At 54.8% G+C, this 24257-nt stretch carries 17 protein-coding genes; 7 read left to right on the top strand and 10 right to left on the bottom strand.

Annotated features, from left to right (window positions below; translation table 11 throughout):
* Positions 1-33: 33 nt before the first annotated feature.
* The 5 genes from hydA to ACTJI9_RS10685 are packed head-to-tail and all read left to right on the top strand — an operon-like array spanning position 34 to position 5362.
* Positions 34-1500, top strand: coding sequence for a dihydropyrimidinase (gene hydA, locus ACTJI9_RS10705; RefSeq protein ID WP_440807882.1), 1467 nt, complete (start codon positions 34-36; stop codon positions 1498-1500).
* Positions 1500-2339, top strand: a complete 840-nt coding sequence (locus ACTJI9_RS10700) for an ABC transporter ATP-binding protein (RefSeq protein WP_115054811.1) — start codon at positions 1500-1502, stop codon at positions 2337-2339. The genes hydA and ACTJI9_RS10700 overlap by 1 nt, the downstream gene beginning before the upstream one ends.
* Complete coding sequence (locus tag ACTJI9_RS10695; protein WP_440807880.1) at positions 2339-3235, top strand: ABC transporter permease; 897 nt, start codon at positions 2339-2341, stop codon at positions 3233-3235. The genes ACTJI9_RS10700 and ACTJI9_RS10695 overlap by 1 nt, the downstream gene beginning before the upstream one ends.
* On the top strand, positions 3232-4338 hold the full coding sequence (locus ACTJI9_RS10690; protein ID WP_440807878.1) for an ABC transporter permease: 1107 nt from the start codon (positions 3232-3234) through the stop codon (positions 4336-4338). Before ACTJI9_RS10695 ends, ACTJI9_RS10690 begins: the two co-directional genes overlap by 4 nt.
* Before the next feature lie 34 nt (positions 4339-4372).
* A complete protein-coding gene (locus ACTJI9_RS10685; RefSeq protein WP_440807875.1) occupies positions 4373-5362 on the top strand; it encodes an ABC transporter substrate-binding protein in 990 nt (329 codons plus the stop codon).
* An 84-nt stretch (positions 5363-5446) separates the two neighbouring features.
* On the opposite strand, the gene ilvD is transcribed toward ACTJI9_RS10685, so the two are convergent.
* The gene (gene ilvD / locus ACTJI9_RS10680; protein ID WP_115054645.1) at positions 5447-7300 is read right to left on the bottom strand and encodes a dihydroxy-acid dehydratase; all 1854 of its coding nucleotides are present in this window, start codon (positions 7298-7300) and stop codon (positions 5447-5449) included.
* A 186-nt stretch (positions 7301-7486) separates the two neighbouring features.
* On the bottom strand, positions 7487-7723 hold the full coding sequence (locus ACTJI9_RS10675; RefSeq protein ID WP_008127661.1) for an Lrp/AsnC ligand binding domain-containing protein: 237 nt from the start codon (positions 7721-7723) through the stop codon (positions 7487-7489).
* A gap of 346 nt (positions 7724-8069) precedes the next feature.
* Between ACTJI9_RS10675 and ACTJI9_RS10670 the strand changes: the two genes are divergently transcribed.
* Complete coding sequence (locus ACTJI9_RS10670; protein ID WP_440807871.1) at positions 8070-9998, top strand: autotransporter assembly complex protein TamA; 1929 nt, start codon at positions 8070-8072, stop codon at positions 9996-9998.
* The gene (locus ACTJI9_RS10665) at positions 9995-14614 is read left to right on the top strand and encodes a translocation/assembly module TamB domain-containing protein (protein ID WP_440807869.1); all 4620 of its coding nucleotides are present in this window, start codon (positions 9995-9997) and stop codon (positions 14612-14614) included. Before ACTJI9_RS10670 ends, ACTJI9_RS10665 begins: the two co-directional genes overlap by 4 nt.
* Positions 14615-14709: 95 nt before the next feature.
* Here ACTJI9_RS10665 and ACTJI9_RS10660 read toward each other — a convergent pair whose 3' ends face one another.
* The 8 genes from ACTJI9_RS10660 to ACTJI9_RS10625 form a co-directional block, all read right to left on the bottom strand.
* Entirely contained in the window at positions 14710-16047 is a 1338-nt protein-coding gene (locus tag ACTJI9_RS10660; protein ID WP_440807867.1) for an MFS transporter, read from the bottom strand.
* A 176-nt stretch (positions 16048-16223) separates the two neighbouring features.
* Positions 16224-17063 carry a fumarylacetoacetate hydrolase family protein gene (locus ACTJI9_RS10655; protein WP_115054649.1) on the bottom strand — a complete coding sequence of 280 codons (840 nt, stop codon included), beginning with the start codon at positions 17061-17063 and terminating at the stop codon, positions 16224-16226.
* A 33-nt stretch (positions 17064-17096) separates the two neighbouring features.
* Positions 17097-17849, bottom strand: a complete 753-nt coding sequence (locus tag ACTJI9_RS10650; protein WP_307281891.1) for an SDR family NAD(P)-dependent oxidoreductase — start codon at positions 17847-17849, stop codon at positions 17097-17099.
* 48 nt (positions 17850-17897) lie between these two features.
* Positions 17898-19700 (bottom strand): IlvD/Edd family dehydratase, encoded by a 1803-nt coding sequence (locus ACTJI9_RS10645; RefSeq protein ID WP_115054651.1) that lies wholly within the window; start codon positions 19698-19700, stop codon positions 17898-17900.
* Between the two features lie 20 nt (positions 19701-19720).
* Positions 19721-20620, bottom strand: a complete 900-nt coding sequence (locus ACTJI9_RS10640) for a carbohydrate ABC transporter permease (RefSeq protein ID WP_115054652.1) — start codon at positions 20618-20620, stop codon at positions 19721-19723.
* 17 nt (positions 20621-20637) lie between these two features.
* A complete protein-coding gene (locus tag ACTJI9_RS10635) occupies positions 20638-21525 on the bottom strand; it encodes a carbohydrate ABC transporter permease (RefSeq protein WP_370878848.1) in 888 nt (295 codons plus the stop codon).
* A 171-nt stretch (positions 21526-21696) separates the two neighbouring features.
* Positions 21697-23013 (bottom strand): ABC transporter substrate-binding protein, encoded by a 1317-nt coding sequence (locus tag ACTJI9_RS10630; RefSeq protein WP_115054654.1) that lies wholly within the window; start codon positions 23011-23013, stop codon positions 21697-21699.
* A gap of 122 nt (positions 23014-23135) precedes the next feature.
* Positions 23136-24200, bottom strand: a complete 1065-nt coding sequence (locus tag ACTJI9_RS10625) for an ABC transporter ATP-binding protein (protein WP_440807863.1) — start codon at positions 24198-24200, stop codon at positions 23136-23138.
* Between the last annotated feature and the right edge of the window lie 57 nt (positions 24201-24257).

Genomic DNA, 24257 nt, shown 5'->3' with positions numbered 1-24257 from the left:
TTCGGCAAAAGACCAAAAAGGGGAACGAACACAATGCTTGCGAAACTGATCAAAGGCGGAACAATTATTGCCGCTGACCGCACTTATAAAGCGGATGTGCTGATTGATGGCGACAAGATCGCTGCCATCGGCTCAGATCTTTCCGGCCAGGACGCCAATTGCGAAATTATTGATGCAACCGGTTGCTTTCTCATGCCCGGCGGTATCGACCCGCATACGCATCTTGAAATGCCTTTCATGGGCACCCATTCCAGCGATGATTTTGACACCGGCACCGCCGCGGCGCTGGCAGGCGGAACAACGATGGTTGTCGATTTTGTGCTCCCCGGCGAAGACGGGTTGCTTGCCGCCTTGCAGGACTGGTTCCAGAAGGCTGGCAAGGCGCGCACCGACTATTCCTTCCACATGGCGATAACCGGATGGAACAAGCAGATCTTCGACGAAATGCCCAAAGTCGTTGAACGCGGCATCAATACGTTCAAGCACTTCATGGCCTATAAGGGCGCATTGATGGTGGACGACGATGAAATGTTCGCCTCCTTTCTGCGCTGTGCCGAGATCGGCGCCATGCCGCTTGTCCACGCGGAAAATGGCGATGTGGTTGCCCATCTCCAGCAGAAGCTCCTCGCCGAAGGCAATACCGGACCGGAGGCTCACGGCTATTCGCGCCCGCCCGAAATAGAAGGTGAGGCGGCTAACCGCGCCATCATGATCGCCGATCAGGCAGGCGTGCCGCTCTATATCGTGCATGTTTCCTGCGAACAGGCCCATGAAGCCATTCGCCGCGCGCGTGCCAAGGGTATGCGCGTCTATGGCGAACCTCTGATTCAACACCTTGTTCTGGATGAGAGTGAATATAAAAATGAGGACTGGGACTATGCCGCGCGCCGGGTCATGTCGCCGCCTTTCCGTGACAAGATCAACCAAAATGGATTGTGGGCTGGCCTTGCATCGGGAAGTCTTCAGGTCGTGGCGACAGACCATTGCGCCTTTACCACCGAGCAGAAGCGTTTTGGTGTCGGCGACTTTACCAAAATCCCAAATGGCACTGGTGGTCTGGAAGATCGCATGCCCGTGCTTTGGACCAAAGGCGTGCGTACCGGCCGCCTGACGCCAAATGAGTTTGTCGCGGTAACGTCGACCAATATCGCCCAAATTCTCAATATCTACCCGCGCAAGGGAGCGATCTTGCCGGGTTCCGATGCGGATATTGTTATCTGGGACCCCAATGCAACCAAGGTCATTTCTGCAAAGTCGCAGAAGTCGGCCATCGACTATAATGTCTTTGAGGGCATTGAAGTGACGGGCCTGCCGCGCATCACTATTTCGCGTGGAGAGATTGCCTATAGGGATGGCGAAGTGCTTGCGCCGACGGGCAGCGGACGCTTTGTCGAGCGTGAGGCCAACCCCTCTGCCAGCCGCGCACTTTCCACTTGGAAGGAACTAACCGCACCGCGTAGAGTGGATCGCGATCCGAAGAACATTCCGGCAGGCGTATGATGACAGTCGTCGCGCTCCGACCCAAGGCGAAAATAATGGCTGATGCGGCGCCAAAAAATGTAATTGATGTCAAAGACCTTTCGCTGGTCTTCCAGACCAATGATGGCCCCGTCAATGCTTTGTCGAACATCGACCTTGCAGTTAACAGCGGCGAGTTCGTTTCCTTTATCGGCCCTTCCGGTTGCGGAAAGACCACCTTGTTGCGCGTGATTGCCGATCTGGAGCAGCCCACCTCGGGTAGCATATCGGTCAATGGAATGACGCCATCGCAGGCGCGCGAAAAACGTGCCTATGGATATGTTTTCCAAGCGGCCGCGCTCTATCCTTGGCGCACCATTGGCGGCAATATTTCCCTGCCACTGGAAGTGATGGGCATACCCAAGGAGGAGCGCAAGGCGCGGATCGCCAAGAATCTCGAGCTGGTTAATCTGGCAGGTTTTGACAAGAAGTTTCCATGGCAATTATCAGGCGGTATGCAGCAACGCGCATCCATTGCCCGCGCCCTGTCTTTTGATCCCGATATGCTTTTAATGGATGAGCCCTTCGGTGCGCTGGATGAAATTGTCCGCGATCACCTCAACGAACAATTACTGAAGCTTTGGGCTAAAACGCAAAAGACAGTCATCTTTGTAACGCACTCGATTCCCGAGGCAGTTTTTCTCTCGACAAAAATCGTTGTGATGAGTCCGCGTCCGGGCCGGATACACGAAATCATCGATTGCAATCTCGGCTCTGAGCGGACGTTGGATATTCGCGAAACACCGGAATTTCTGGAAATCGCTCACCGCGTACGTGAAGGCTTGCGGCACGGTCATTCCTATGATGAGGCTCATCTGTGATGAAGGAGCGTCAAGGCCTTGCAGCCGTGCTCCACGACAGGGTGATCCCGGTCGGAACCATCCTTTTGGTTATCATCGCACTCTGGTATGTTTTTGCCATCATTCTCAACGCGCCATTCGAACGCGACCAGGCAGCGCGTGCCAATACCACCATTTCCACAGGGCAGTTGGTTGCCAATACGATGGCGCAGGAACGGCCGGTTTTGCCTGCTCCGCATCAAGTTGCCGCTGAAATTCGTAAGACGGTTTTCGATATTGCACCAACGTCAAAGCGTAGCCTGATCTATCATGGCGGTGTCACTCTATCGTCCACGCTGCTCGGTTTCGCATTCGGCACTTTGCTTGGTATTCTTCTGGCGATCGCTATTGTGCATTCGCGCACGCTCGACAAAAGCCTGATGCCTTGGATCATCACCTCGCAAACCGTGCCGATCCTCGCCATTGCCCCGATGATTATCGTCGTGCTCAACGCGGTCAATATTACCGGGCTTTTGCCAAAGGCAATGATCTCGACCTATCTGTCGTTCTTTCCGGTGGCTGTTGGTATGGTCAAAGGTCTTCGCTCACCCGAAATCATGCACCTTGATTTGATGCGCACCTATAACGCGTCGAAGGCACAGATATTCTGGAAACTGCGTTGGCCCGCCTCCATGCCTTATCTTTTTACCTCAATGAAAATTGCCGTTGCCATCAGTCTGGTTGGTGCCATTGTCGGTGAATTGCCCACTGGAGCTGTGGCGGGTATCGGGGCACGCCTGCTTGCCGGCTCCTATTACGGTCAGACCGTGCAAATTTGGGCTGCTCTTATCGCTGCCGCACTCATGGCGGCCGTTCTTGTCAGCCTCATAGGGATTATCTCGACGCTTGTTAACCGGCGAATGGGAGTGCGGCCATGAGGTTTTCGCGCTCTCCTTTGGCCATTGCTGCCTTTGTCTTGTCCGCTGCGGTTCTTGTGGTCCCGACAGGCGCGGATGTTCAAACCACATTATCCTATGCAACGCCGATCATGCTCTTTGTCGCTGCCGCGGTGGCGCTGTTCGCCTCGACCTCGGTCTCCTCCACAATTGCATTGCTCATTTTGATCCATGTCGCGGCTTGGTGCCTGATAACGCTCCTCGGTTTCATGGGTCCGGCAGGAGCGCTGCTTGGTTATTGGTGCATGGTTGTGGCGGCATGGCTGTTGGCTTGGCTGACAGTGCAGCGGCTTGCAAGCTGGCGTGTCTCATCGCCAGATGGTCAGCGTCTGATCAATCTGGCATTGCCGGTGCTGTTCGGTGCTTGGCTGCTTATCCTTTGGGAAGTGGTGGTGCGCGGCTTCGGTGTTCCTGCAATCCTTCTGCCGCCACCATCAATGATTGCCGCGCGTATCGCGGCTTCGGTGCCGACGCTCTGGGCAGACTTCCAGCAAACTTATCTGAAGGCCGCGATTACCGGTTATGTCATGGGTTGCGGCTCGGGTTTCCTGGCCGCGATTGTCGTTGATCGCGTGCCCTTTCTGCGCAAGGGGCTTTTACCCATTGGCAATCTGGTGGCAGCGCTGCCCGTCGTTGGCATTGCTCCGATCATGGTCATGTGGTTCGGTTCCTACTGGCAGTCCAAAGCCGCTGTTGTTGTTATCATGACGTTCTTCCCGATGCTGGTGAATACGGTTGCCGGGCTTGCCGCATCGGGCGCCATGGAACGTGATCTCATGCGCACCTATGGTTCAACCTATGGTCAGACATTGCTCAAGCTGCGTCTACCCGCTGCCATGCCGTTCATCTTCAACGCGCTTAAAATCAACTCGACTTTGGCGCTCATCGGCGCAATTGTTGCCGAGTTTTTCGGCTCCCCCATTGTCGGCATGGGTTTTCGCATTTCCGCAGAAGTTGGCCGCATGAATGTCGATATGGTCTGGGCGGAAATCTTTGTTGCCGCCCTTGCTGGTTCACTTTCCTATGGACTGATTACCCTTATCGAAAGGGCCGTCACTTTCTGGCATCCTTCCTACCGATCCTGAACATTTAAAAACAAGAACAGAGGAGAACTGAAACATGAAGAAGACCATTGCACTCTCGTTGGGACTCGCCATCAGCACCCTGATGGCCGGCTCGGCGCTGGCCGCCGATAAACTGACGCTTCAGCTCAAATGGGTCACGCAAGGGCAGTTTGCTGGCTATTATGTGGCTAAAGATAAGGGCTTCTTTAAAGAGGCCAATCTGGACGTCGAGATCAAGCCAGGCGGCCCAGATGTTGCGCCGCCGCAGGTCATTGCTGGTGGTGGCGCAGATGTCGTGGTGGACTGGATGCCTTCCGCGCTTGCCACGCGTGAAAAGGGTCTTCCTCTTGTCAATATTGCCCAGCCGTTCAAGCGCTCCGGCATGATGCTGACCTGCCGCAAGGAAACGGGCATTACCAAGCCTGAAGACTTCAAGGGCAAGACGCTGGGTGTCTGGTTCGGCGGAAATGAATATCCGTTCCTGTCATGGATGAACCATCTTGGCCTGAAGACCGATGGCGGGCCGGAAGGCGTCACAGTTCTCAAACAAGGCTTCAATGTTGATCCCCTGATCCAGAAGCAAGCCGATTGCATTTCCACTATGACCTATAATGAATATTGGCAGGTAATTGATGCGGGCATTCCGGAAGATCAGCTCGTCACTTTCAAGTACGAGGATGAAAAAGTAGCAACGCTGGAAGACGGTCTTTATGTGCTCCAGAAGAGTCTCGACGATCCGGCAATGGTCGAAAAGCTGGCCCGCTTCGTCAAGGCTTCAATGAAGGGCTGGGAATATGCACGGGCCAATCCGGACGAAGCTGCTGAAATTGTGCTTGAGAATGATGCCAGCGGGGCCCAGACAGAGAAGCACCAGAAGCGCATGGTTGCTGAAATCAATAAGCTGACGGAAGGTTCAGACGGCGTGCTTGATACGGCAGCTGCCGACCGGACTGTGGAAACCTTGCTTGGTGGTGGTTCAGACCCGGTTATTACCAAGAAGCCGGAAGGTGCCTGGACAACAAAAGTTACTGATGCAGCGAAGTAAAAGTCAAAAATGCAGCCCTTGGTAAAAGGGCTGCATTTTTGTTGTGCGTGGTTCGAACCACGCACAATATTACTGCCAATCATCTCACTCCCAATGGTCGGGAATCTGCCTTACAGCACCGCGTGCAGCGCTTGTTGCCATTGCGCCATAAGCACGCAGTGCAGTTGTGACCTTGCGCTTGCGCTTTTCTTCAGGCTTCCAGGCGGCTGAGCCCTTGGCTTCCATATGCGCACGGCGATCGGCAATGACCGCATCATCGACGGCAAGGTGAATCTTGCGGTTCGGGATGTCGATGTCGATTACATCGCCTTCCTGCACCAGACCGATCAATCCGCCTTCGGCTGCTTCCGGAGAAACGTGGCCAATGGAAAGTCCTGACGAACCGCCGGAGAAACGCCCGTCAGTGATCAAGGCACAAGCTTTGCCGAGGCCCTTGGATTTCAGATAGCTGGTTGGGTAGAGCATTTCCTGCATGCCGGGGCCGCCGCGAGGACCTTCATAACGGATCAGCACAATATCGCCCGGCTTTACGCCGCCGTTCAAAATACCAAGAACGGCGGTATCCTGACTTTCAAAAATGCGCGCAGGACCGGAGAACTTCAGAATTGACTCATCAACGCCTGCCGTTTTGACGATACAGCCATCTTCGGCAAGATTGCCGTAAAGCACAGCCAAACCGCCATCCTTGGAATAGGCATGTTCCGCATTGCGGATAACGCCCTTTTCGCGATCCAGGTCAACATCGGCAAAGCGGCGATCCTGGCTGAATGCAACCTGGGTAGGAACACCGCCCGGCGCTGCCTTGAAGAAATCATGGACAGACTGGTTCTTGCTGCGCATCACATCCCAGCGATCAAGCGCTGCGCCGAGATTTGCTGCATGAACGGAGTAAACTGAGGTATCAAGCAAACCTGCCCGATCAAGCTCGCCAAGAATGCCCATGACGCCACCCGCATGATGTACGTCTTCCATATGCACATTGGCAACAGCAGGAGCCACCTTGCACAGTACGGGAACGCGACGGGAAAGCCGGTCAATATCGCTCATGGTGAAATCGACTTCGCCTTCATGCGCCGCCGCAAGCAGGTGGAGAACAGTATTGGTCGAACCGCCCATCGCGATATCGAGCGTCATCGCGTTCTCAAAGGCGGCAAAGGATGCGATAGCGCGTGGCAGCGCTGTTTCATCATCCTGTTCGTAGTAGCGACGGGCCAGATCAACAATGAGGTGCCCGGCCTCGACAAACAGGCGACGGCGATCCGCATGGGTAGCCAGCGTTGAACCATTGCCCGGTAGTGACAAGCCCAGTGCTTCGGTCAGACAGTTCATCGAATTGGCGGTGAACATGCCCGAGCAGGAACCGCAAGTCGGGCAGGCAGAACGCTCAATAGCCGTTACTTCCGCATCGGAAATGCGGTCATCAGCAGCGGCAACCATGGCATCAACCAGATCGAGCTTCTTTTCCTTGTCATCCCAGGTAACCTTGCCGGCTTCCATCGGGCCGCCGGAAACGAAAACGACAGGAATGTTCAGCCGCAAGGCTGCCATCAGCATGCCGGGCGTGATCTTGTCGCAATTGGAAATGCAGACCATAGCGTCGGCGCAATGGGCATTGACCATATACTCAACGCTATCGGCGATGATCTCGCGCGATGGCAGCGAATAGAGCATGCCATCATGTCCCATGGCGATGCCGTCATCGACTGCAATCGTATTGAATTCCTTGGCAACACCGCCCGCGCTTTCGATTTCACGCGCCACCAACTGGCCAAGATCTTTCAGATGCACGTGGCCAGGCACGAACTGAGTGAACGAGTTTACGACGGCAATAATTGGCTTGCCGAAATCCTCGTCCTTCATACCGGTGGCGCGCCAAAGGCCGCGGGCACCGGCCATGTTGCGGCCATGTGTGGTTGTACGTGAACGATAGGGCGGCATTTTCAAACTATCCTGATAGTGAATTGCAAAAGAAACAATCTATAGAAGAACAGCTTCTTAGGCAAAGAATGGAATTTTGTTACCCGAATGCGGTGTTTTTATTGCAAACATTACATAGGGGACATTATTATCGCATGAAACGAGACTTAATGTCTCGGTTATCCGCTTAAAATTGCTGCCCGAGGGTCAAAATGCCGTGAAAGTCATGGTCGTCAGCGAGCGCGCAATACCTTGGATGTCGAGCACATTGTCATTAATGAACTTGCCGACATCCTGGTCTTCGGGAATGTATATCTTCGCCAGCAGATCGAAATTGCCGCTGGTCGAATAGAGTTCCGAGACGATCTCGCGCTCAAAAAGGGCAGCCGCAACTTCATAGGTTTTGCCAGGGAAGCATTGCAACTGCAGGAATACGGGTTTCATTCATATGCTCCGGAGGGACTGATTGGTTGCGGCTAATCTATTTGGGTTGCAGGGATAGCGCAATCACAGGTTTTCACGCGGAGCTTTCCAGCCGATTTAATAAACAATACAGCCGCCAATAAAAAGTGACCGCGTCGGGTTCCCTCGTAAACGCCTGTTTTGTGGCGATATGGTCACAACGACAGTTTCGGATGGGTTGTGTAATGCCTTTGCGGGTTGGCCTGTATTAACCACCATGTTATCGTTTTCTTAAGCTAGAGAGGCGAATTTTAACGATCACGGGATATGGGGTAATCATTCCTGTTGGTTTGTGTCATTTTGTTTGAGTTAGGGATTATACTGGTTGATGGACTTCAAGCGCCCACAGGCCAGTTTGTTTGCCGCCGCATTGCTGGCTTGCTCAGCCCTTGTATCGCCCGCGCACGCGTTCGAAATCTTCGGCATTCATCTTTGGGGAGAGAAAAAAGACGATGACGCGGATTCCGTCATTGCCGATCCGCAAAAATATACCGTAGAAATCGCCAACGAAGAAAACGAAGAGACCAAAAAGCTCGTCGAAGGTGCTTCCAGCCTTGTCGCTGATAAGGACAAGCCTGCCTCCGGTGCCGCAGGGCTTCTAGCCAAAGCCAGAGGTGATTATCGCCGTATTCTTGGCGCGCTTTACGCCGATGGTCGTTATGGCGGCAATATCAGCATTAAAGTTGATGGGCGTGAGGCGAGTGATCTTCCTCCCGATACGGTTTTGCCAGATCCCGCAGCCGTGTCAATTTCGGTCGATCCGGGACCGCAGTTTCTTTTCTCTACCGCACGCATCAAGAATGTCGCTCCGCCGCCGGTCGACAAGAAGGATATTGTCGACCTACCTGAAAATCAGGGGTTCGCGGTGGGCGATATTGCCCGCTCCACGTCAATCGTAAAGGCAGAGCGCCTTGCTGTTGATGCATGGCGCGAGCAGGGCCATCCCAAGGCGAAGATCGTTTCGCGCAACGTCACCGCCGATCACGACAACAGCAAAGTTGATGCGATTATCGATGTTGATCCCGGTCGCCGCGCATCGTTCGGCCAGACGCAGGTCACCGGTACTGAGCGCATGGATCCTGAGTTTGTCGCCTTCATCACGGGTCTGGAGCCCGGACGCGAATATGATCCTGACGAGATCGAGCGCGCCAAAAAGCGTCTGTCTCGACTTGAGGTGTTCCGCTCGGCCCGTATCGAAGAAGCAGACGCCATCACAAGCGATGGGCTTTTGCCGATTACTGTAGCCGTTCAGGAGCAGAAGCTGCGCCGCTTCGGTGTTGGTGGCAGCTATTCGACCCTGGACGGCGCCGGTTTTGAGACCTATTGGCAGCACCGCAATCTTTTTGGCCGGGCCGAGCGTCTGCGGTTCGATGCCAAAATCGGTGGCATTGGCGGGCAATCCTACGACCCACAGGACTATAATTACATGCTGGGTGTCAGTTTCACCAAGCCTGGTGTCTGGACGCCGGATACAGACTTCATTTCCTCGCTGATTGGCGAGCGCAAGGTTCTGGATGCCTATACGCAGACTTCAGTCACTGCTGAAGCTGGCTTAACCCATATATTTTCGGACGAGCTTTCCGGCAAACTCACTGCGAGTGTGTCGAAGTCGAAATTTGAAGATGATTTCTTCGGAAGCCGTGATTTCCTGACAGTGGGTGTTCTTGGCGGGCTGACCTATGACAGCCGCGACAGCAAGGTTGATCCAAAGAATGGCTATTATCTTGAGGGGCTTTTGTCGCCATTCTACGAAGTAGAATATGGCAACTTCGCCACCAAATTTACGGCGGAAGGGCGCACCTATTACGGTTTCGGTGCCGATGATCGTTTCGTCTTCGCCGGGCGTCTGAAGCTTGGGTCGATTGTTGGCGCTGAAATCGGCGAGCTGCCACCGGATCAACTGTTCTTTGCTGGTGGGGGTGGTTCAGTTCGCGGCTATGCCTATCGCAATATTGGCGTGAATGTCAGCCGCGATGGCGATAATTATGTGATCGGCGGACGCTCGCTTGTCGAAAGCTCGGTGGAAGCACGCGTGCGCCTTACCGATACGATCGGCGCGGTCGGCTTTGTCGATGCGGGCTATGTCGGCGAAGAATCTTTCCCGGATTTTGCAGAGCAGCTACGGCTCGGTGTTGGCGCGGGCATAAGGTATAATACCGGCCTTGGTCCGATCCGGCTTGATGTTGCCGTTCCGCTTGACCGGACCGATGACGATCCAAGTTTTGCTTTCTACGTTGGCATAGGACAGGCGTTTTGATCCGGATACTTGCAACCCTTCTCTTGCTCCTTATCGTCGGCCCGTCCGTGGCGCAGTCGCCTGCGCCTGCCAGCGCCGAGGCAGAGAAGTCATATTTTCTCAGCTTTGTTGAAAACCAGCTATCGACACCAAATCGTCAGATTGTGATCTCTGAAATTCAGGGCGTGCTTTCCTCCGAAGCAAATATTGGCAGCATCACGGTTGCGGATCGCCAAGGTATCTGGCTGAAGATCACCAATGCCCGCATCGTCTGGAGCCGCCTTGCGCTGCTGCGTGGACGTCTGGATATCAATACGCTGGTGGCAGACTCCATCGATGTCATGCGCAAGCCGCTACCGGACGAAGGTTTGCCTTCGCCGGAAGCGAAAGGTTTCAGCCTGCCGGAACTGCCGCTTGCGGTTATTCTTCAGGAGTTGAAGATTGGTCGCGTAGCGTTTGGCGATACAGTGTTTGGCCTGAAATCAGAGATTTCCGTTGCGGGAAATCTGACGCTTGACGGCGGCTCGCTCGATTCCAATTTGCAGATAAAGCGTCTGGATGGTCCAGGCGGCGATTTCACGATCAAAGCCGCTTATGCCAATGAGAGCCAGCAGCTTGATCTCGACCTTTTGCTGAACGAACCGGCGAATGGCATTATGGCCAACCTTCTTAATATTGAAGGACGCCCGCCTGTTGTCATGGCGTTGAAGGGCTCCGGCCCATTAAGCGATCTGGCTTTGCAGTTGACCCTCGACGCAGCGGGCAAGCGCGTTCTTACCGGCAATACCAAGATTGATCGCCAGGCTGACGGGCTTGGTTTCAAGACGACGCTGGACGGCGAAGTTGCAGCCCTTATCCCGCCGATATTTCGTGATTTCTTCGGTAATGACACTGCTTTGGTGGTCAATGGCGTGGTACGTGATGCCGGTGGATTTGCGCTTGACCGTCTCAGTATCAAAAGCAATGCGCTGCTGGTTGATGCCACAGGTGAGACCACGAATGACGGGTTCCTGCGCCGATTGAAGGTCGACGCAACGATAGCCGACCCAACGGGCAAGAAGGTTATCCTGCCTGTTGCCGGCGGTCAGACCACTGTGGATAAGGCGGTCTTCGCCGTCGATTTCGGCACGAATGCAAATGCAAATGATGCCTGGTCAAGCACTTTGGAAGTCACCAACCTGACAACGGAAATGTTTGCCGCCAAATCGGCCAACCTTGTCGCCAAAGGCTTGGCTCAAAATATTGATGACCCTGCGGCCCGTTCGCTGACCTATGATTTAAACGGCGACATTTCCGGTATCACCGCAAAACGGGCAGATATAGCTGAAGCCCTCGGTGATCTTGTCCAGCTTAAGATCAATGGCGACTGGAAGGCTGGTACCCCTGTCAATCTTAAGCAGGCCTTGATCGCGGCCAATGGATTGAGTGCTTCTCTGACGGGCACGATCAGCGAATTCGCCTATCGCGGCGATATTCTTGTTAAAGCTTCAAGCATCTCGCCCTTCTCGGCGCTTGCCGGCCGGGAATTGGCCGGTTCGCTGGACCTGAAAGCCAACGGTCTTGTTGAGGCGTTGACAGGCGGTTTTGATCTGATGCTGGACGGCAATGCTACGGGTATGAAGCTTGGCATTGATGCAGCCGATAAAGTGCTGGCGGGCGAAACACGGATCACCGGCGGCCTCGCCCGTGGCGAAAACGGACTGAGTGCCAAGAATTTCAAGATCGAAAATCCGCAGACGCTTGTCACCGCCAATGGAACATTTGCCAGCGGTGCCGCCAATTTCGACTTTGGCCTCGACCTTACCGATCTGGCACTTCTTTCGGAGAAGGCGGGCGGGGCATTGAAGGTAAAGGGCAGCGCGCGCGGTCAGGACAAGATCATCGCCCTTGCCTTTAATGCGGGTGTGCCGCAGGGCACATTATCGGGACGCAAGCTGACCGAAGGCGATATTTCGTTCAATGGAACGCTGCTTGAAGACAATATTGACGGCAAGCTTTCAGGCTTGGCTTTTCTCGATGGCATCCGTGCGGATCTTTCCACCGAGATCGCGTTACGCAAAGATGAGAAACGCCTCAGCAATTTGTTGTTTATCGCGGGTGGAACGCGTCTGCGCGGTGATGTTACGCAAGACAAAAGAGGATTGCTGCAAGGCAATCTGACGCTGAGTTCCGCCGATGTGTCCACCGCCGCTGCGCTCTTCCTAGTCGAAGCGACAGGCAAGGCCGATGCGACGATTGCGCTATCGCATGATGACGATAAGCAGAACCTCGATGTCAAAGGACAGATCGATAGTCTCAAGGCTAATAATGTTGCCATTGGCAAAGCAGAGATTGCGCTTGTGGCACAGGATATTTTCAATGTTCCAGCCGCCAACGGCACGGTAAGCGCAACCAATATTTCGGCCTCCGGAATTGATATTACAAGCCTTGACGCCCAGGCGAACCAGAGCGGTAAGGCTACGAATTTCACTCTTGATGCAGCGCTGAAAAACGGCGCGAAAACATCCCTTGGCGGCGTTCTTGAACCCACGGATAAAGGTTATCTGCTGTCGCTGGCAAAGGCGGAACTGATACGTGACAAGCTTGCTGCCCGCCTCGTACAGCCCGCAGCAATCAATGTTGCTGGTAGTGATGTCTCATTTGGTGACATCATCCTTGATATCGGCAATGGCAAGGTGACCATCAGTGGTGAAGTTGCCCAAACGCTCAATCTTGCGGTTGCGATTGAGAAACTGCCGCTAGATATCGCCAATACGATCAAGCCGGATCTTGGTCTTGGCGGCGAAATCAATGGCACCGCCAAGATCGGTGGTACGCGCGAGAAGCCGGACGTCAATTTCGACATGCAAGCGCGCGGCATAACGGCAGCAGCACTGAAGAAAGCGGGTCTTGAAGCGCTTAATCTTGATGCCAAAGGCACATCAACGACTGACCAGTTAAATGTCGATGCCCATTTGACCGGGGCAAATGGACTGGACGCTTCGGCACGCGGATCGGTGCCTTTGGCACAAGGCCAGCTTGGCGTCGATCTCGATCTGAAGAGTTTCCCGCTGACGACTCTCAACGGCATTGTCAAAGATCAGAACCTCGCGGGCGCTGTTTCCGGCCGCGGTCGTGTTACAGGCACATTGCAAAAGCCAAATGCGGAGTTTGACCTGAAGGGTTCGAGCATTTCCGCCAAGCCCTTGCAGGAAGCAGGGCTAGCCCCTCTGCAACTGACGGCAGCAGGCCGCTTCGCCAATGAGCGCCTTTCACTTTCTTCTGCAAAGGTCGATGGACCGCAGGGCTTTACAGTATCAGCCAGTGGTGAAGTTCCCATTTCCGGCAACGGACTTGGCATCAATGTCACCGGAAATATTCCGCTGTCTCTGGCTAACCGCTTCCTCGCAGATCGCGGAACACAGGCCAAGGGCAATATTGATGTCACGGCCAATGTAACCGGCAGCTTTGCCCAACCACAGATTCGTGGCATGTTCTCGGCCAATGGTGCGGAAATCATGGATCCGGAATCGAATCTGCGCTTGCAGCGGATTACCCTGCTTGGCAGCATGGAGGGCACGACTGTCACAATCCGCACGCTGACGGCCGGGATTTCAACAGGTGGTACCGTCAGCGCGACAGGTACGATCTCAACGGATGCTGCTGCGAATTTCCCCGCTAATATTGATATCAAGCTCGACAAGGCGCGCTATGCCGACGGCAATCTTGTTGTCGCCACTGTGACGGGCGCGCTGGGCATCAATGGTCCTCTGACCCGTGATCCCGTCATTGCTGGCAATATCAATATTGATCGCGCCGAAATCACTGTTCCGGAAACCTTTGGCGGTCCGTCGGCGGTTATCGACGTAAAGCATAAAGATGCTTCGAAGAAGGTTCAGCAAACACTTAAGCGTGCCAAGGCTGATCAGCGCGAGGTCGCAACACCGACATCGCGTCCAAGTGTGGTGCGGCTCGATATCAATGTTACAGCGCCCAACAAGATCTTCGTACGTGGTCGCGGCCTTGATGCGGAGATCGGCGGTTCCGTGCGTTTGACCGGTCCTGCCACAAATGTTCAGCCTGTAGGCGGTTTTGATCTCATCCGTGGCCGTCTTGGCATTCTTGGCCAGCGCATCACCTTCACGGAAGGTCAGGTCACGCTGGTTGGCGATCTTGATCCTGAAATCAACTTCGTTGCCACTACCCAAAGCAGCGACATAACCGTCAGTGTGACTGTAAAGGGTCGCGTATCCGATTTGCAGATTGTCTTCTCGTCGCAGCCGGAACTGCCGCAGGATGAAGTCATGGCGCGCTTGATCTTCAACCGCTCAATCAGCGAATTGACGCCGTTGCAAATTGCGCGTCTGGCAACTGCCGCTGCGGAACTGGCAGGTGGTTCAAACTCGTCGCTCATCGACAGCCTGCGCAAGAGCACGGGCCTTGATGACCTTGATGTCGTCACTGACAGCGAAGGCAATGCAGGCGTTCGCGCCGGGCGCTATATCAGGGATAATATTTATCTGGGGGTCGAGGCAGGTGCCGGTGGTAACACCAAGGGTACAATCAACCTCGACATTACGCCCAATCTGAAAGCCAAGGGTGCTGTTGGCAGCGATGGCGATTCCGGCGCTGGTCTGTTCTTCGAAAAAGACTACTAAGTGCATTTCCAGCAAAGGTGCGAAGCGGCTTCGCATTCGGGCAATGCATAAAAACCTATGAAAAAGGGCGGTGCAAAGCACCGCCCTTAATGTTTTTAGCCGCGTGCTGGCAGAACTGGAAGTGGCTCCGCACGGCCTACGACAAATGCGTAGTTGAACGCGCCGATGACGGCGACGCCGGCAGCCAGAGCGAATGACGGAATATAGTTTCCATTAAACACATCAAGCAGATAGCCAAACAGGAACGGGCTGATAATGCCTGCAATGTTTGAGGCAAAGTTCTGGATGCCGCCAATTGATGCCACATGATGCGAGCTTGGCGCAACGTCTGCTGGCAGCGACCAGATTGCCGTGGCCGCAACAGCCAGACTGCTGTAGGAAATCGCAAGGAAGATCAGCGCCATATAGAGCGATGTCACCATTGCAGCGGGTAGAATGGCCGCGCCACCAAGCAGACCGCCAACCATGATGATCTTGCGGATTGTCGTCACGTCGGCACCATTGCGAATAGCGCGATCGGCCCAGATGCCTGCCGCCCATGCCGCAGCAACAGCGGTAAGGCCTGGGATCATCCCGAATGTGCCAAGCTCGGCCAGATTGAGGCCGCGCGCATTCTTCAGATAATCGGGGAACCAGGTCAGGAAGAAATAGATGACGAAGTTCAGGCAGAAGAAGCCGATCATCATGCCCCAAACGGTGCGATAACGGAAAAGGTCGCGCCACCGGATTTTTACCGCTTCCGCATCGTCATTCTCTTCCGTGCGCCCACCATTATCGGTGATGTATTGACGCTCCAGATCGTTTGCGCCCGGATGGTCGGCAGGGTCGCGATACATCATGTACCAGAAGAATGCCCATACCAGGCCAAGCACACCGAGAATGATGAAGGAATAATGCCAGGTCGCGAGCGCGATAATGCCGGTCACGATAGGCAATGCGAGAACAGTGCCAACGCGTGAGCCGGAGTCGATGACTGCGGTAGCGAAAGCGCGCTCGCTTTTTGGAAACCAGCGCGATGCGGCCTTGGTTGCGCTTGGGTAGGCCGGGGCCTCACCCGCTCCCAAAGCAAAACGCATGCCGAAGAAGCCCCAGAAAGTCGTGGCGAGCGGTGTCAGCGCCGTGAATACAGACCACCAGACGGCAGCAAGAGAAAAGGACCGGCGCGCGCCGACCTTATCGGTAAACCAGCCAGCGATCAGCATCATGCCGTCATAGGCCCAGAAGAACGCGCCGAAGATCAGGCCCTTCTCGGCATTGCTGAGGTTGAGGCCAAGTTCAGCATCGATATAGGGCAAAGCCACGCTCATATTGGCGCGGTCAAGATAATTCATTGTCAGACCAAGAAAGCACATCGCGAGAATGATGTAGCGAACCTTGCTGGCACCCGCTGGAGCCTTCCGTGGGGGATGGGCAGCTTTTGTAGCTGAGGACATTTTGTACTCCTTTGCCGCCAAAAGGCGGAGACAATTGTGCGTGGTTCGACGAGGCTCACCATGAGGACTGGGATTGGGCTGCAAAAACACTTGCAACGTCGAAGATTGATCTTGCAATCCTCAATTTCCCTCATGGTGAGCTTGTCGAACCACGCAGAACTGATGTGCAGGTTAAATTAAGCTTGTACGACCTGCTGGCGCTGTTCGCCCAGACCCTCAATACCGAGCGTTATGATATCGCCTTCCTTGAGGAACACATTCGGCTTTTGGCCAAGGCCAACGCCGGGAGGTGTGCCGGTCGAGATGATGTCGCCCGGATGCAGGCTCATGAATTGCGACAGGTAGGAAACCAGATACTTCACGCCATAGACCATCGTCGCCGATGTGCCGTCCTGATAGCGATGGCCATTGACTTCCAGCCACATCTTCAGGTCTTGCGGGTCCTTGATTTCATCCTTGGTCACAAGCCAGGGGCCTGTCGGGCCAAATGTGTCGCAGCTCTTACCCTTGGTCCACTGTCCTTGACGTTCAGCCTGGAAGGCGCGCTCGGAAACATCATTGATCAGGCAATAGCCCGCAACATAGTCCATTGCCTCATCTTCGCTGACATATTTGGCATGTTTGCCGATTACAACGCCAAGCTCGACTTCCCAGTCTGTCTTCAGCGAGGTGCGGGGAATTTCCACATTATCATTTGGGCCGACAATCGCCGATGTGGCCTTCATGAAAATGATTGGCTCCGGCGGCACGGTTGCGCCAGTCTCTGCCGCATGGTCGGAATAGTTCAGGCCGATGCAGATAAATTTGCCGGTTCCAGAAACGCAGGCGCCATAGCGGTCTACTTCAACGAGTGGCAGTGAAGCGGGATCGATCGCAGCGAGTTTCTTCAAGCCCTCGGGTGAAATTGCTTCACCGGCTATATCCTTCACGTGGCCGGAAAGATCGCGGACATTGCCGTCCTTGTCGACAAGACCGGGTTTTTCCTGGCCGAGCGGGCCATAACGCAAGAGTTTCATTGGTCAACCTTCTCTTCACTGGTGGGTAGTGGCCTAGTATGTAGCACGGCCACCGGAAATGTCGAATACTGCTCCGGTCGTGAATGAACATTCTTCACTGGCAATCCACGTAATCAGCGCGGCAAGCTCATCAACTTTGCCAAAACGCTGCATCGGAATCTTCGAAAGCATGTAATCAATGAACTCCGGCTTCAATTGCTGGAGGATGGGCGTATCAACGGTAGCTGGTGTTATCACGTTGACGGTAATTCCATCACCGGCGAGTTCCTTGCCCAGCGATTTTGTCAGGCCGATGACCGCAGCCTTTGATGCGCTATAGGCCGAGGCATTGGGGTTGCCCTCCTTGCCCGCAATGGAAGCAACATTGACGATCCGGCCATAGCCGTTCTTCTGCATGACCGGCACGACAAATCGATTGCAATAAAACAATCCGTGCAGATTGATTTCAAAGACTTGTTTCCACTGATCAATGGGGTAGTCGGCAACCTTGGCATTTGGTCCGGCTATTCCCGCCGAGCAGACAAGCACGTCGATCTTGCCAAAGGCGGATACGGTTTCCTGCGTGGCCTTCTCGACCTGGTCAGGATCGGACACATCAAGACTGACACCGTGGGAGGAGGCTCCAAGCGCTGCCTTTGCCTCCTCGATCTTTGCTGCATCGACGTCCCACAGAGTGACCGTGCCGCCCTCCGACACGATCCGCTCTGCTGTTCTGAAACCTATGCCGGAGGCACCGCCGGTTATAACCGCGTGCCTCCCCTCATAGCGCCGTATGGAATTCGCCATGCTTCCTCCCGATATATGGCTTTTGCATCTGTCAGGGCGTCCGGCGATTTAGTGATTATCGCGTGGAAGCCCCTTGGTCTGAGCAATGCGCTGGTAGTCAACGGCAGGTTTCAAAACCATGCCTTCATCAAGCTGACCGACCATGCCGCGCTGGATTTCCTGCCACGGCGTCTGGCTTGCCGGATATTTATAGCCGCCCGCAGCGATCAGATCGTCCTTGCGCTTTTGCAATTCCTCATCGTCGATCAGGATGTTTGCAGTGCCCTTGTTGAGATCAATGCGCAGATGATCGCCGGAGCGAACGAGCGCAAGTCCGCCATTGACCGCCGCTTCCGGCGAGGCGTTGAGGATGGATGGGGAACCGGATGTGCCGGATTGACGGCCATCGCCAAGACAAGGCAGCGCATGGATACCCTGCTTCAGCAGATAGGCTGGCGGCTGCATATTGACCACCTCTGCCGCACCTGGATAGCCGATCGGCCCAGTGCCGCGCATGATCAGAATGCTGTTCTCGCTAAGGCCAAGCGCCGGATCGTCGATCCGATGATGATAGTCCTCCGGTCCGTCAAAAACTTCGGCAATGCCTTCAAAGGCTTCCAAGTCATCCGGATTGGATAGATAGCGCTGGCGGAATTCCTCGGAAATGACGCTGGTCTTCATAATGGCGCTGTCGAAGAGATTGCCCTTGAGGTTGATGAACCCGGCCTTCTTTTTCAACGGCGCATCATAGGTCTTGATCACGTCCGTGTTAAGGTTTTCTGCATGCTCGCAATTGGTGCCGATGCTTTGGCCGTTGACCGTCACAGCGCCCGGATGCGGAAGTTTCCCGGCCTTCATCAGTTCGGCAACCACGGCAGGCACGCCGCCCGCGCGATGATAGTCCTCACCCAGATATTCACCGGCTGGTTGCAAATTGACCAGAAGCGGCACGTCATGGCCGATTTCCTGCCAATCATCATTGTCCAGCGGAATATTGAGATGGCGTGCAATGGCATTCAGATGGATCGGTGCATTTGTCGATCCGCCAATCGCGGAATTGATAACGATGGCATTTTCGAAGGCGGCCCGTGTCATGACATCGGATGGCTTCAGATCTTCGCGTACCATGTCGACGATGCGTTTGCCGGTGTCATAGGCAATCTGGCCGCGTTCGCGATAAGGCGCGGGGATGGCTGCGCCGCCCGGCAATTCCATACCAAGTGCTTCGGCTAGCGAATTCATGGTGGTAGCCGTGCCCATCGTATTGCAGTACCCGACCGACGGCGCCGATGATGCGACAATATCCATGAACTGGTCATAGTTGATTTCGCCAGAGGTGAGCTTCTCGCGTGACTTCCAGACGATGGTGCCGGAGCCGGTGCGCTCGCCGCGATGCCAGCCATTCAGCATGGGTCCGACTGACAGCGCTATAGCTGGAATGTTCACCGTGGCGGCGCCCATCAACATGGCTGGCGTGGTCTTGTCGCAACCGATGGTGAGAACAACGCCATCAAGCGGATAGCCGAAGAGAACTTCAACGAGGCCGAGATAGGCAAGGTTGCGGTCGAGTGCTGCGCCGGGGCGCTTGCCGGTTTCCTGGATAGGATGAACCGGAAACTCGAAAGGAATGCCACCAGCAGCAATGATACCGTCACGCACGCGCTTGGCCAGCTCAATATGGTGCCGGTTGCAAGGTGAAATATCCGAACCGGTCTGTGCGATGCCGATGATCGGCTTGCCCGACTGCAATTCACCGCGGGTCAGGCCGTAATTCAGATAGCGCTCAAGATAAAGCGCGGTCATCCCCGGATTGTCAGGATTGTCGAACCATTCCTGAGAACGCAGTTTTTTCGGGGTTTTGTTGCTGGTCATTTAAGTAACTCCTGGGGGACTTATTCCTTGACCGCACCGGTCATGGAAGAAACGTAATAATCGACAAAAAATGAGTAGAGGATGACAACGGGCAGCGACCCGAACAGTGCGCCCGCCATCAGTGAACCCCACTCGAAAACATCGCCTCGCACCAACTCCGTCAGCACACCGACCGGGACAGTCTTGTTCTCAGAGGATTGGATGAAGGTCAGCGCATAAATGAACTCATTCCAAGACAAAGTGAAGGCAAAAATACCGGCAGATATCAGTCCAGGCACTGCCAGCGGCAATATGACCCTGACCAGAATCTGCCAGCGCGACGCACCGTCCACCAAAGCGCTTTCCTCAAGCTCGAAGGGTATGGACCGGAAATAGCCCATGAGCAGCCATGTGCAGAAGGGGATGAGGAAGGTCGGATAGGTGAAGATCAGTGCGAATTTGGTGTCGTAAATGCCAAATTTAAACACGATCACCGCCAGCGGGATGAACAGGATCGACGGCGGCACCAGATAGGCAAGGAAGATCAAAAGGCCAACCGGGCGAGAGCCGGAAAAGCGCACACGCTCAATCGCATAGGCGGCGAAAACAGATGCGGCAAGCGACAGCACGGTCGCGCAGACCGATACGACAATCGTGTTCCATAACCAGCCTGGATAGGAGGTTTCGAACAGCAGATATTTAATATGGTCGAGCGTTGGCTTCACCACCCAGAACGGGCTGTAATTATTATAGTCCGTCAACTGGTCATTGGGCTTAACCGCGGTGATTGCCATCCAATAGAATGGAAATAGCAATACGATGATGAAGACCAGCAGAGGAAGGTAAAGCACGACAATGCGCCGTGGCAACCGGTTGAGATAGCTCATGCCCTGCGCTTCGTCGTTCAGCGGCTGGGCGTTTGTTTGCTCGGAAATGCTCATGATTGTCTCCCTCCCGTTCAATCTTGTCCGCCCTGTTGCCATTTGCGGCGCTGAAGGCCGAAAAATGAGAACAGGATCGAAGCCAGAAGGAATGGAATCATCGCAACAGCAATCGCCGCGCCTTCGCCAAGCTGTCCGCCAGGTATGCCGCGCTGGAATGACAAGGTTGCCATCAGATGCGTTGCATTGACCGGGCCACCCTTGGTCAGCACGTAGATCAGTTGGAAATCGGTGAAGGTGAAAAGCACCGAGAACGTCATCACCACAGCGATGATGGGCGTGAGCATGGGCAAGGTTATAAAGCGGAAACGCTGCCAACCTGTCGCGCCGTCCAGCGATGCTGCTTCATGCAGCGATTGCGGAATTGTTTGCAGGCCGGCAAGCAGCGAGATCGCCACAAAAGGAATGCCGCGCCAGACATTGGCGGCAATCACCGAGGCACGCGCGTTGTTGGGATCACCAAGGAAATTGATGGGACCGTCGATCCAGCCAAGCTGCATCAGCGACCAGGAAATAATCGAAAACTGCGCATCATAAATCCACCAGAAGGCGAGGGCGGACAATACCGTCGGAACCACCCAGGGCAGGAGAATAATGGCGCGGAAGAATGATTTGAACGGCAGATGTTCGTTGAGGATCATCGCCAGCCAGAGGCCGAAACCGAATTTCAATATGGACGCGATAAAAGTATAGAGAACGGTGTTGTAAACGGCCATCCAGAAGACCGAGTCATTGGCAAGCGCCTGATAGTTTTCGATGCCGATAAAGACGCCGTCGCGACCGATCTTTGCGTCGGTAAAGCCGAGCCATACGCCCAGTCCGAGTGGATAGGTCAAAAAGCAGATGAGGAACACTGCCGCAGGCAGCATGAAGAACAGGCCGACCGCAGTATTGCTGCGGGCCATTGTGCCAAAGGCAGAGTTTCGTTTTGCAGTCGGCGTCATTGTCATCGGATATCTCCGGTTGCGTCGGCTTCGAAAGCAATTCCAGGAAAAGCAATAGCCGGTTTTCCGTCAGGAATTGCGAAACAAGAAAGCCTTCCGCCGCGTTGGACGGCGGAAGGCGTTTATGGCTGCTTAAGTGGCGTAGTAGCGATTTGCGCGCTTCTCCGCCTGTGCAATGGCATCCTCTGCGGTCATCTGACCGGTCACGGCTGTCGCATACATATCGACGAGCACGTAATCGGCCATCACGCCCGCCGATGCTGTTCCCAGCGGTCCGGCAAAACCGTTCGGGCGAAGCGTTTCGGAAGCCCGCGCATAGGCTTCGTGGATCGGAACGGACTTCCACACCGGATTGCTTGCATATTCCTTCAAGGGTTGGCAGCAATAGGCGCTGGCACCCTCGATCCAGGCGTTCATATTTTCGGCCTGATACATGAATTGCAGGTAGGCCTTTGCAGCTTCCGGGAACTTTGTGTGCTTGAAGATCGAAATCGTTGAAGTCTGATGCAGCTCGATCGACTTGCCGACCGGACCGATTGGCAGGTTTGTCGAACGCATGTCTTCAAGGATATCCGCCATGGACGGATCTTTCTTGGCGGCATAATACACCGACACGCCATTTGCCGTCAGCGATACCTGCCGTGCAAGGAAGGCGCGGTTATTATTGACATCCTGCCAGCTTTCCGTGCCTGGAATGAAGGTCTTGTAGAGTTCCTGCGCATATTTGACCGATGCGAGCGTTTCAGGGCTGTTGAGGACAACTTTACCGCTTTCATCGACGATCATGCCGCCATGGCTCCAAAGCAACCAATGAGCGTAATTATTGCCGTCGCCCACTGCCTTGCCGTGCGGAAAGCCAGCCGGTGTGCCTTTTGCCTGCAAGGCCTTGCACAATTCAAGGAAGCCTGCAGTGTCCTTCGGAAACTCCTGGAAGCCCGCGGCTTTCATATGACTGTCGCGGTAAACGACCGCGTTGCCGATGGCGCAAAGCGGAAGCGCAATGAACTTGCCGTCGCGTTTGGCATAGCCTTCAAGGCCGGCATACCAGCCGCCATGCGCGCCACCCAGATATTCGCCAAGCTCAGTCACATCGACCAGCTTGTCCGGATATTGCTGCGGATCATCGAACCAGCTCATCACCATATCCGGGCCGGAGCCGACATTGGCGGCAACGGCAGCTTTCGGACGAACGTCCTCCCAGCTTTCCTTGTCGACCCGTACCTGCACGCCAGTCGCCTCAGTGAATTTCTTGGTGTTGGCAAGCCATGCGGCTTCTTCGGCTGGAACAAATGGAACCCAGCGCAGCAGGCGCAATGTAGCGCCTTCTTCCGGTTTGTAGGTTGGTGCTGCGGCTTGAGCAAAGGCAGGCGTAAGCCCGAAACGGTTGAGCCCTGCGGCAGCGACTAGTCCGGCTGATGCGCCGAGAAGATGTCTTCTGTTAATGGTCATTCTTGCTCCTCCTTGGTTGTAAAAGGCCTTCAAAATGCTCCCACATTCTGGGCCACGGGCTATGTCGGTGCTTTATGACGAAGACCTGCTACCGACCGGCAGGCACCGCTTATGCTAGAGCTCTAGACCAGGCGCTTGCCGGTCTCTGCATCGAACAGATAGGTCGCTTCCGCATGTATGGAGAGGCCGACTGTCTCGCCCGGCTTTGCATTGATGCGTTGATGGAAAACGCCGGTGACGAGATCGCCGCCAACCCGCATGATCATTTGCGTTTCTGAACCCGTTGGCTCAATCACCACCACTTCGGCAGGTATGCCGCCATCGACGATTGTCATGTGTTCGGGCCGCAAACCGTAAATCAATGCGCGTCCCTTGGCGCTCTCCGGCGCTTTGGCAACGGGCAATTCGACACCATTATCGGTCTTGAATTTCAGCGCGCTGTTTGGATCGAGCTTGCCTTTGATCATGTTCATTGCAGGCGAGCCGATGAAGCTGGCAACAAAAAGATTTGCCGGCTGATCATATAGTTCAAGCGGCGCGCCGATCTGCTCGACCAGACCATCATGCATGACGACGATCTTGTCGGCCATGGTCATGGCTTCGATCTGGTCATGCGTGACATAGACCGTGGTGGTTTTCAGCCGTTGGTGCAGTTCCTTGATTTCAGCGCGCATGGCGACGCGCAGCTTGGCATCCAGATTGGACAAGGGCTCGTCAAACAGGAAAACCTGCGGATCGCGCACAATTGCGCGGCCCATGGCAACGCGTTGGCGCTGGCCTCCGGAAAGCTGGCGCGGAAAACGGTCCAGCAGCGGGGTGAGGCCGAGAATTTCCGCCGCAGGCTTTACGCGTTTTTCAATTTCCGCCTTTGATGCGCGTTTCAGCGTCAGCGAAAAAGCCATGTTATCGGCAACAGTCATATGCGGATAAAGCGCATAGTTCTGGAAGACCATGGCAATGTCGCGCTCCTTTGGAGCGAGACCATTGACAACTTGGCCGCCGATCTTGATTTCTCCTGCCGAGATATTCTCCAGCCCGGCCAGCATTCGCAGCAAGGTGGACTTACCGCAGCCCGATGGTCCAACAAGGATGACGAATTCGCCATCTTCAATCTTGATATCCACACCCTTGATGACCGGGTGGGTACCGAATGATTTTCGTACGTCGGCGAATTCAACCGATGCCATGCGCTCTCCTCCAGAAATTATGTTTGGACATCACTTCTCCCAAAGCGCTGCCCCTCT

Origin of the sequence: Phyllobacterium sp. 22552 (assembly GCF_052044585.1) — a bacterium.
GTDB lineage: Bacteria > Pseudomonadota > Alphaproteobacteria > Rhizobiales > Rhizobiaceae > Phyllobacterium > Phyllobacterium ifriqiyense.
The sequence above is the reverse complement of the archived record's forward strand: the minus strand, read 5'-3'. Positions and strand labels throughout refer to the sequence as shown.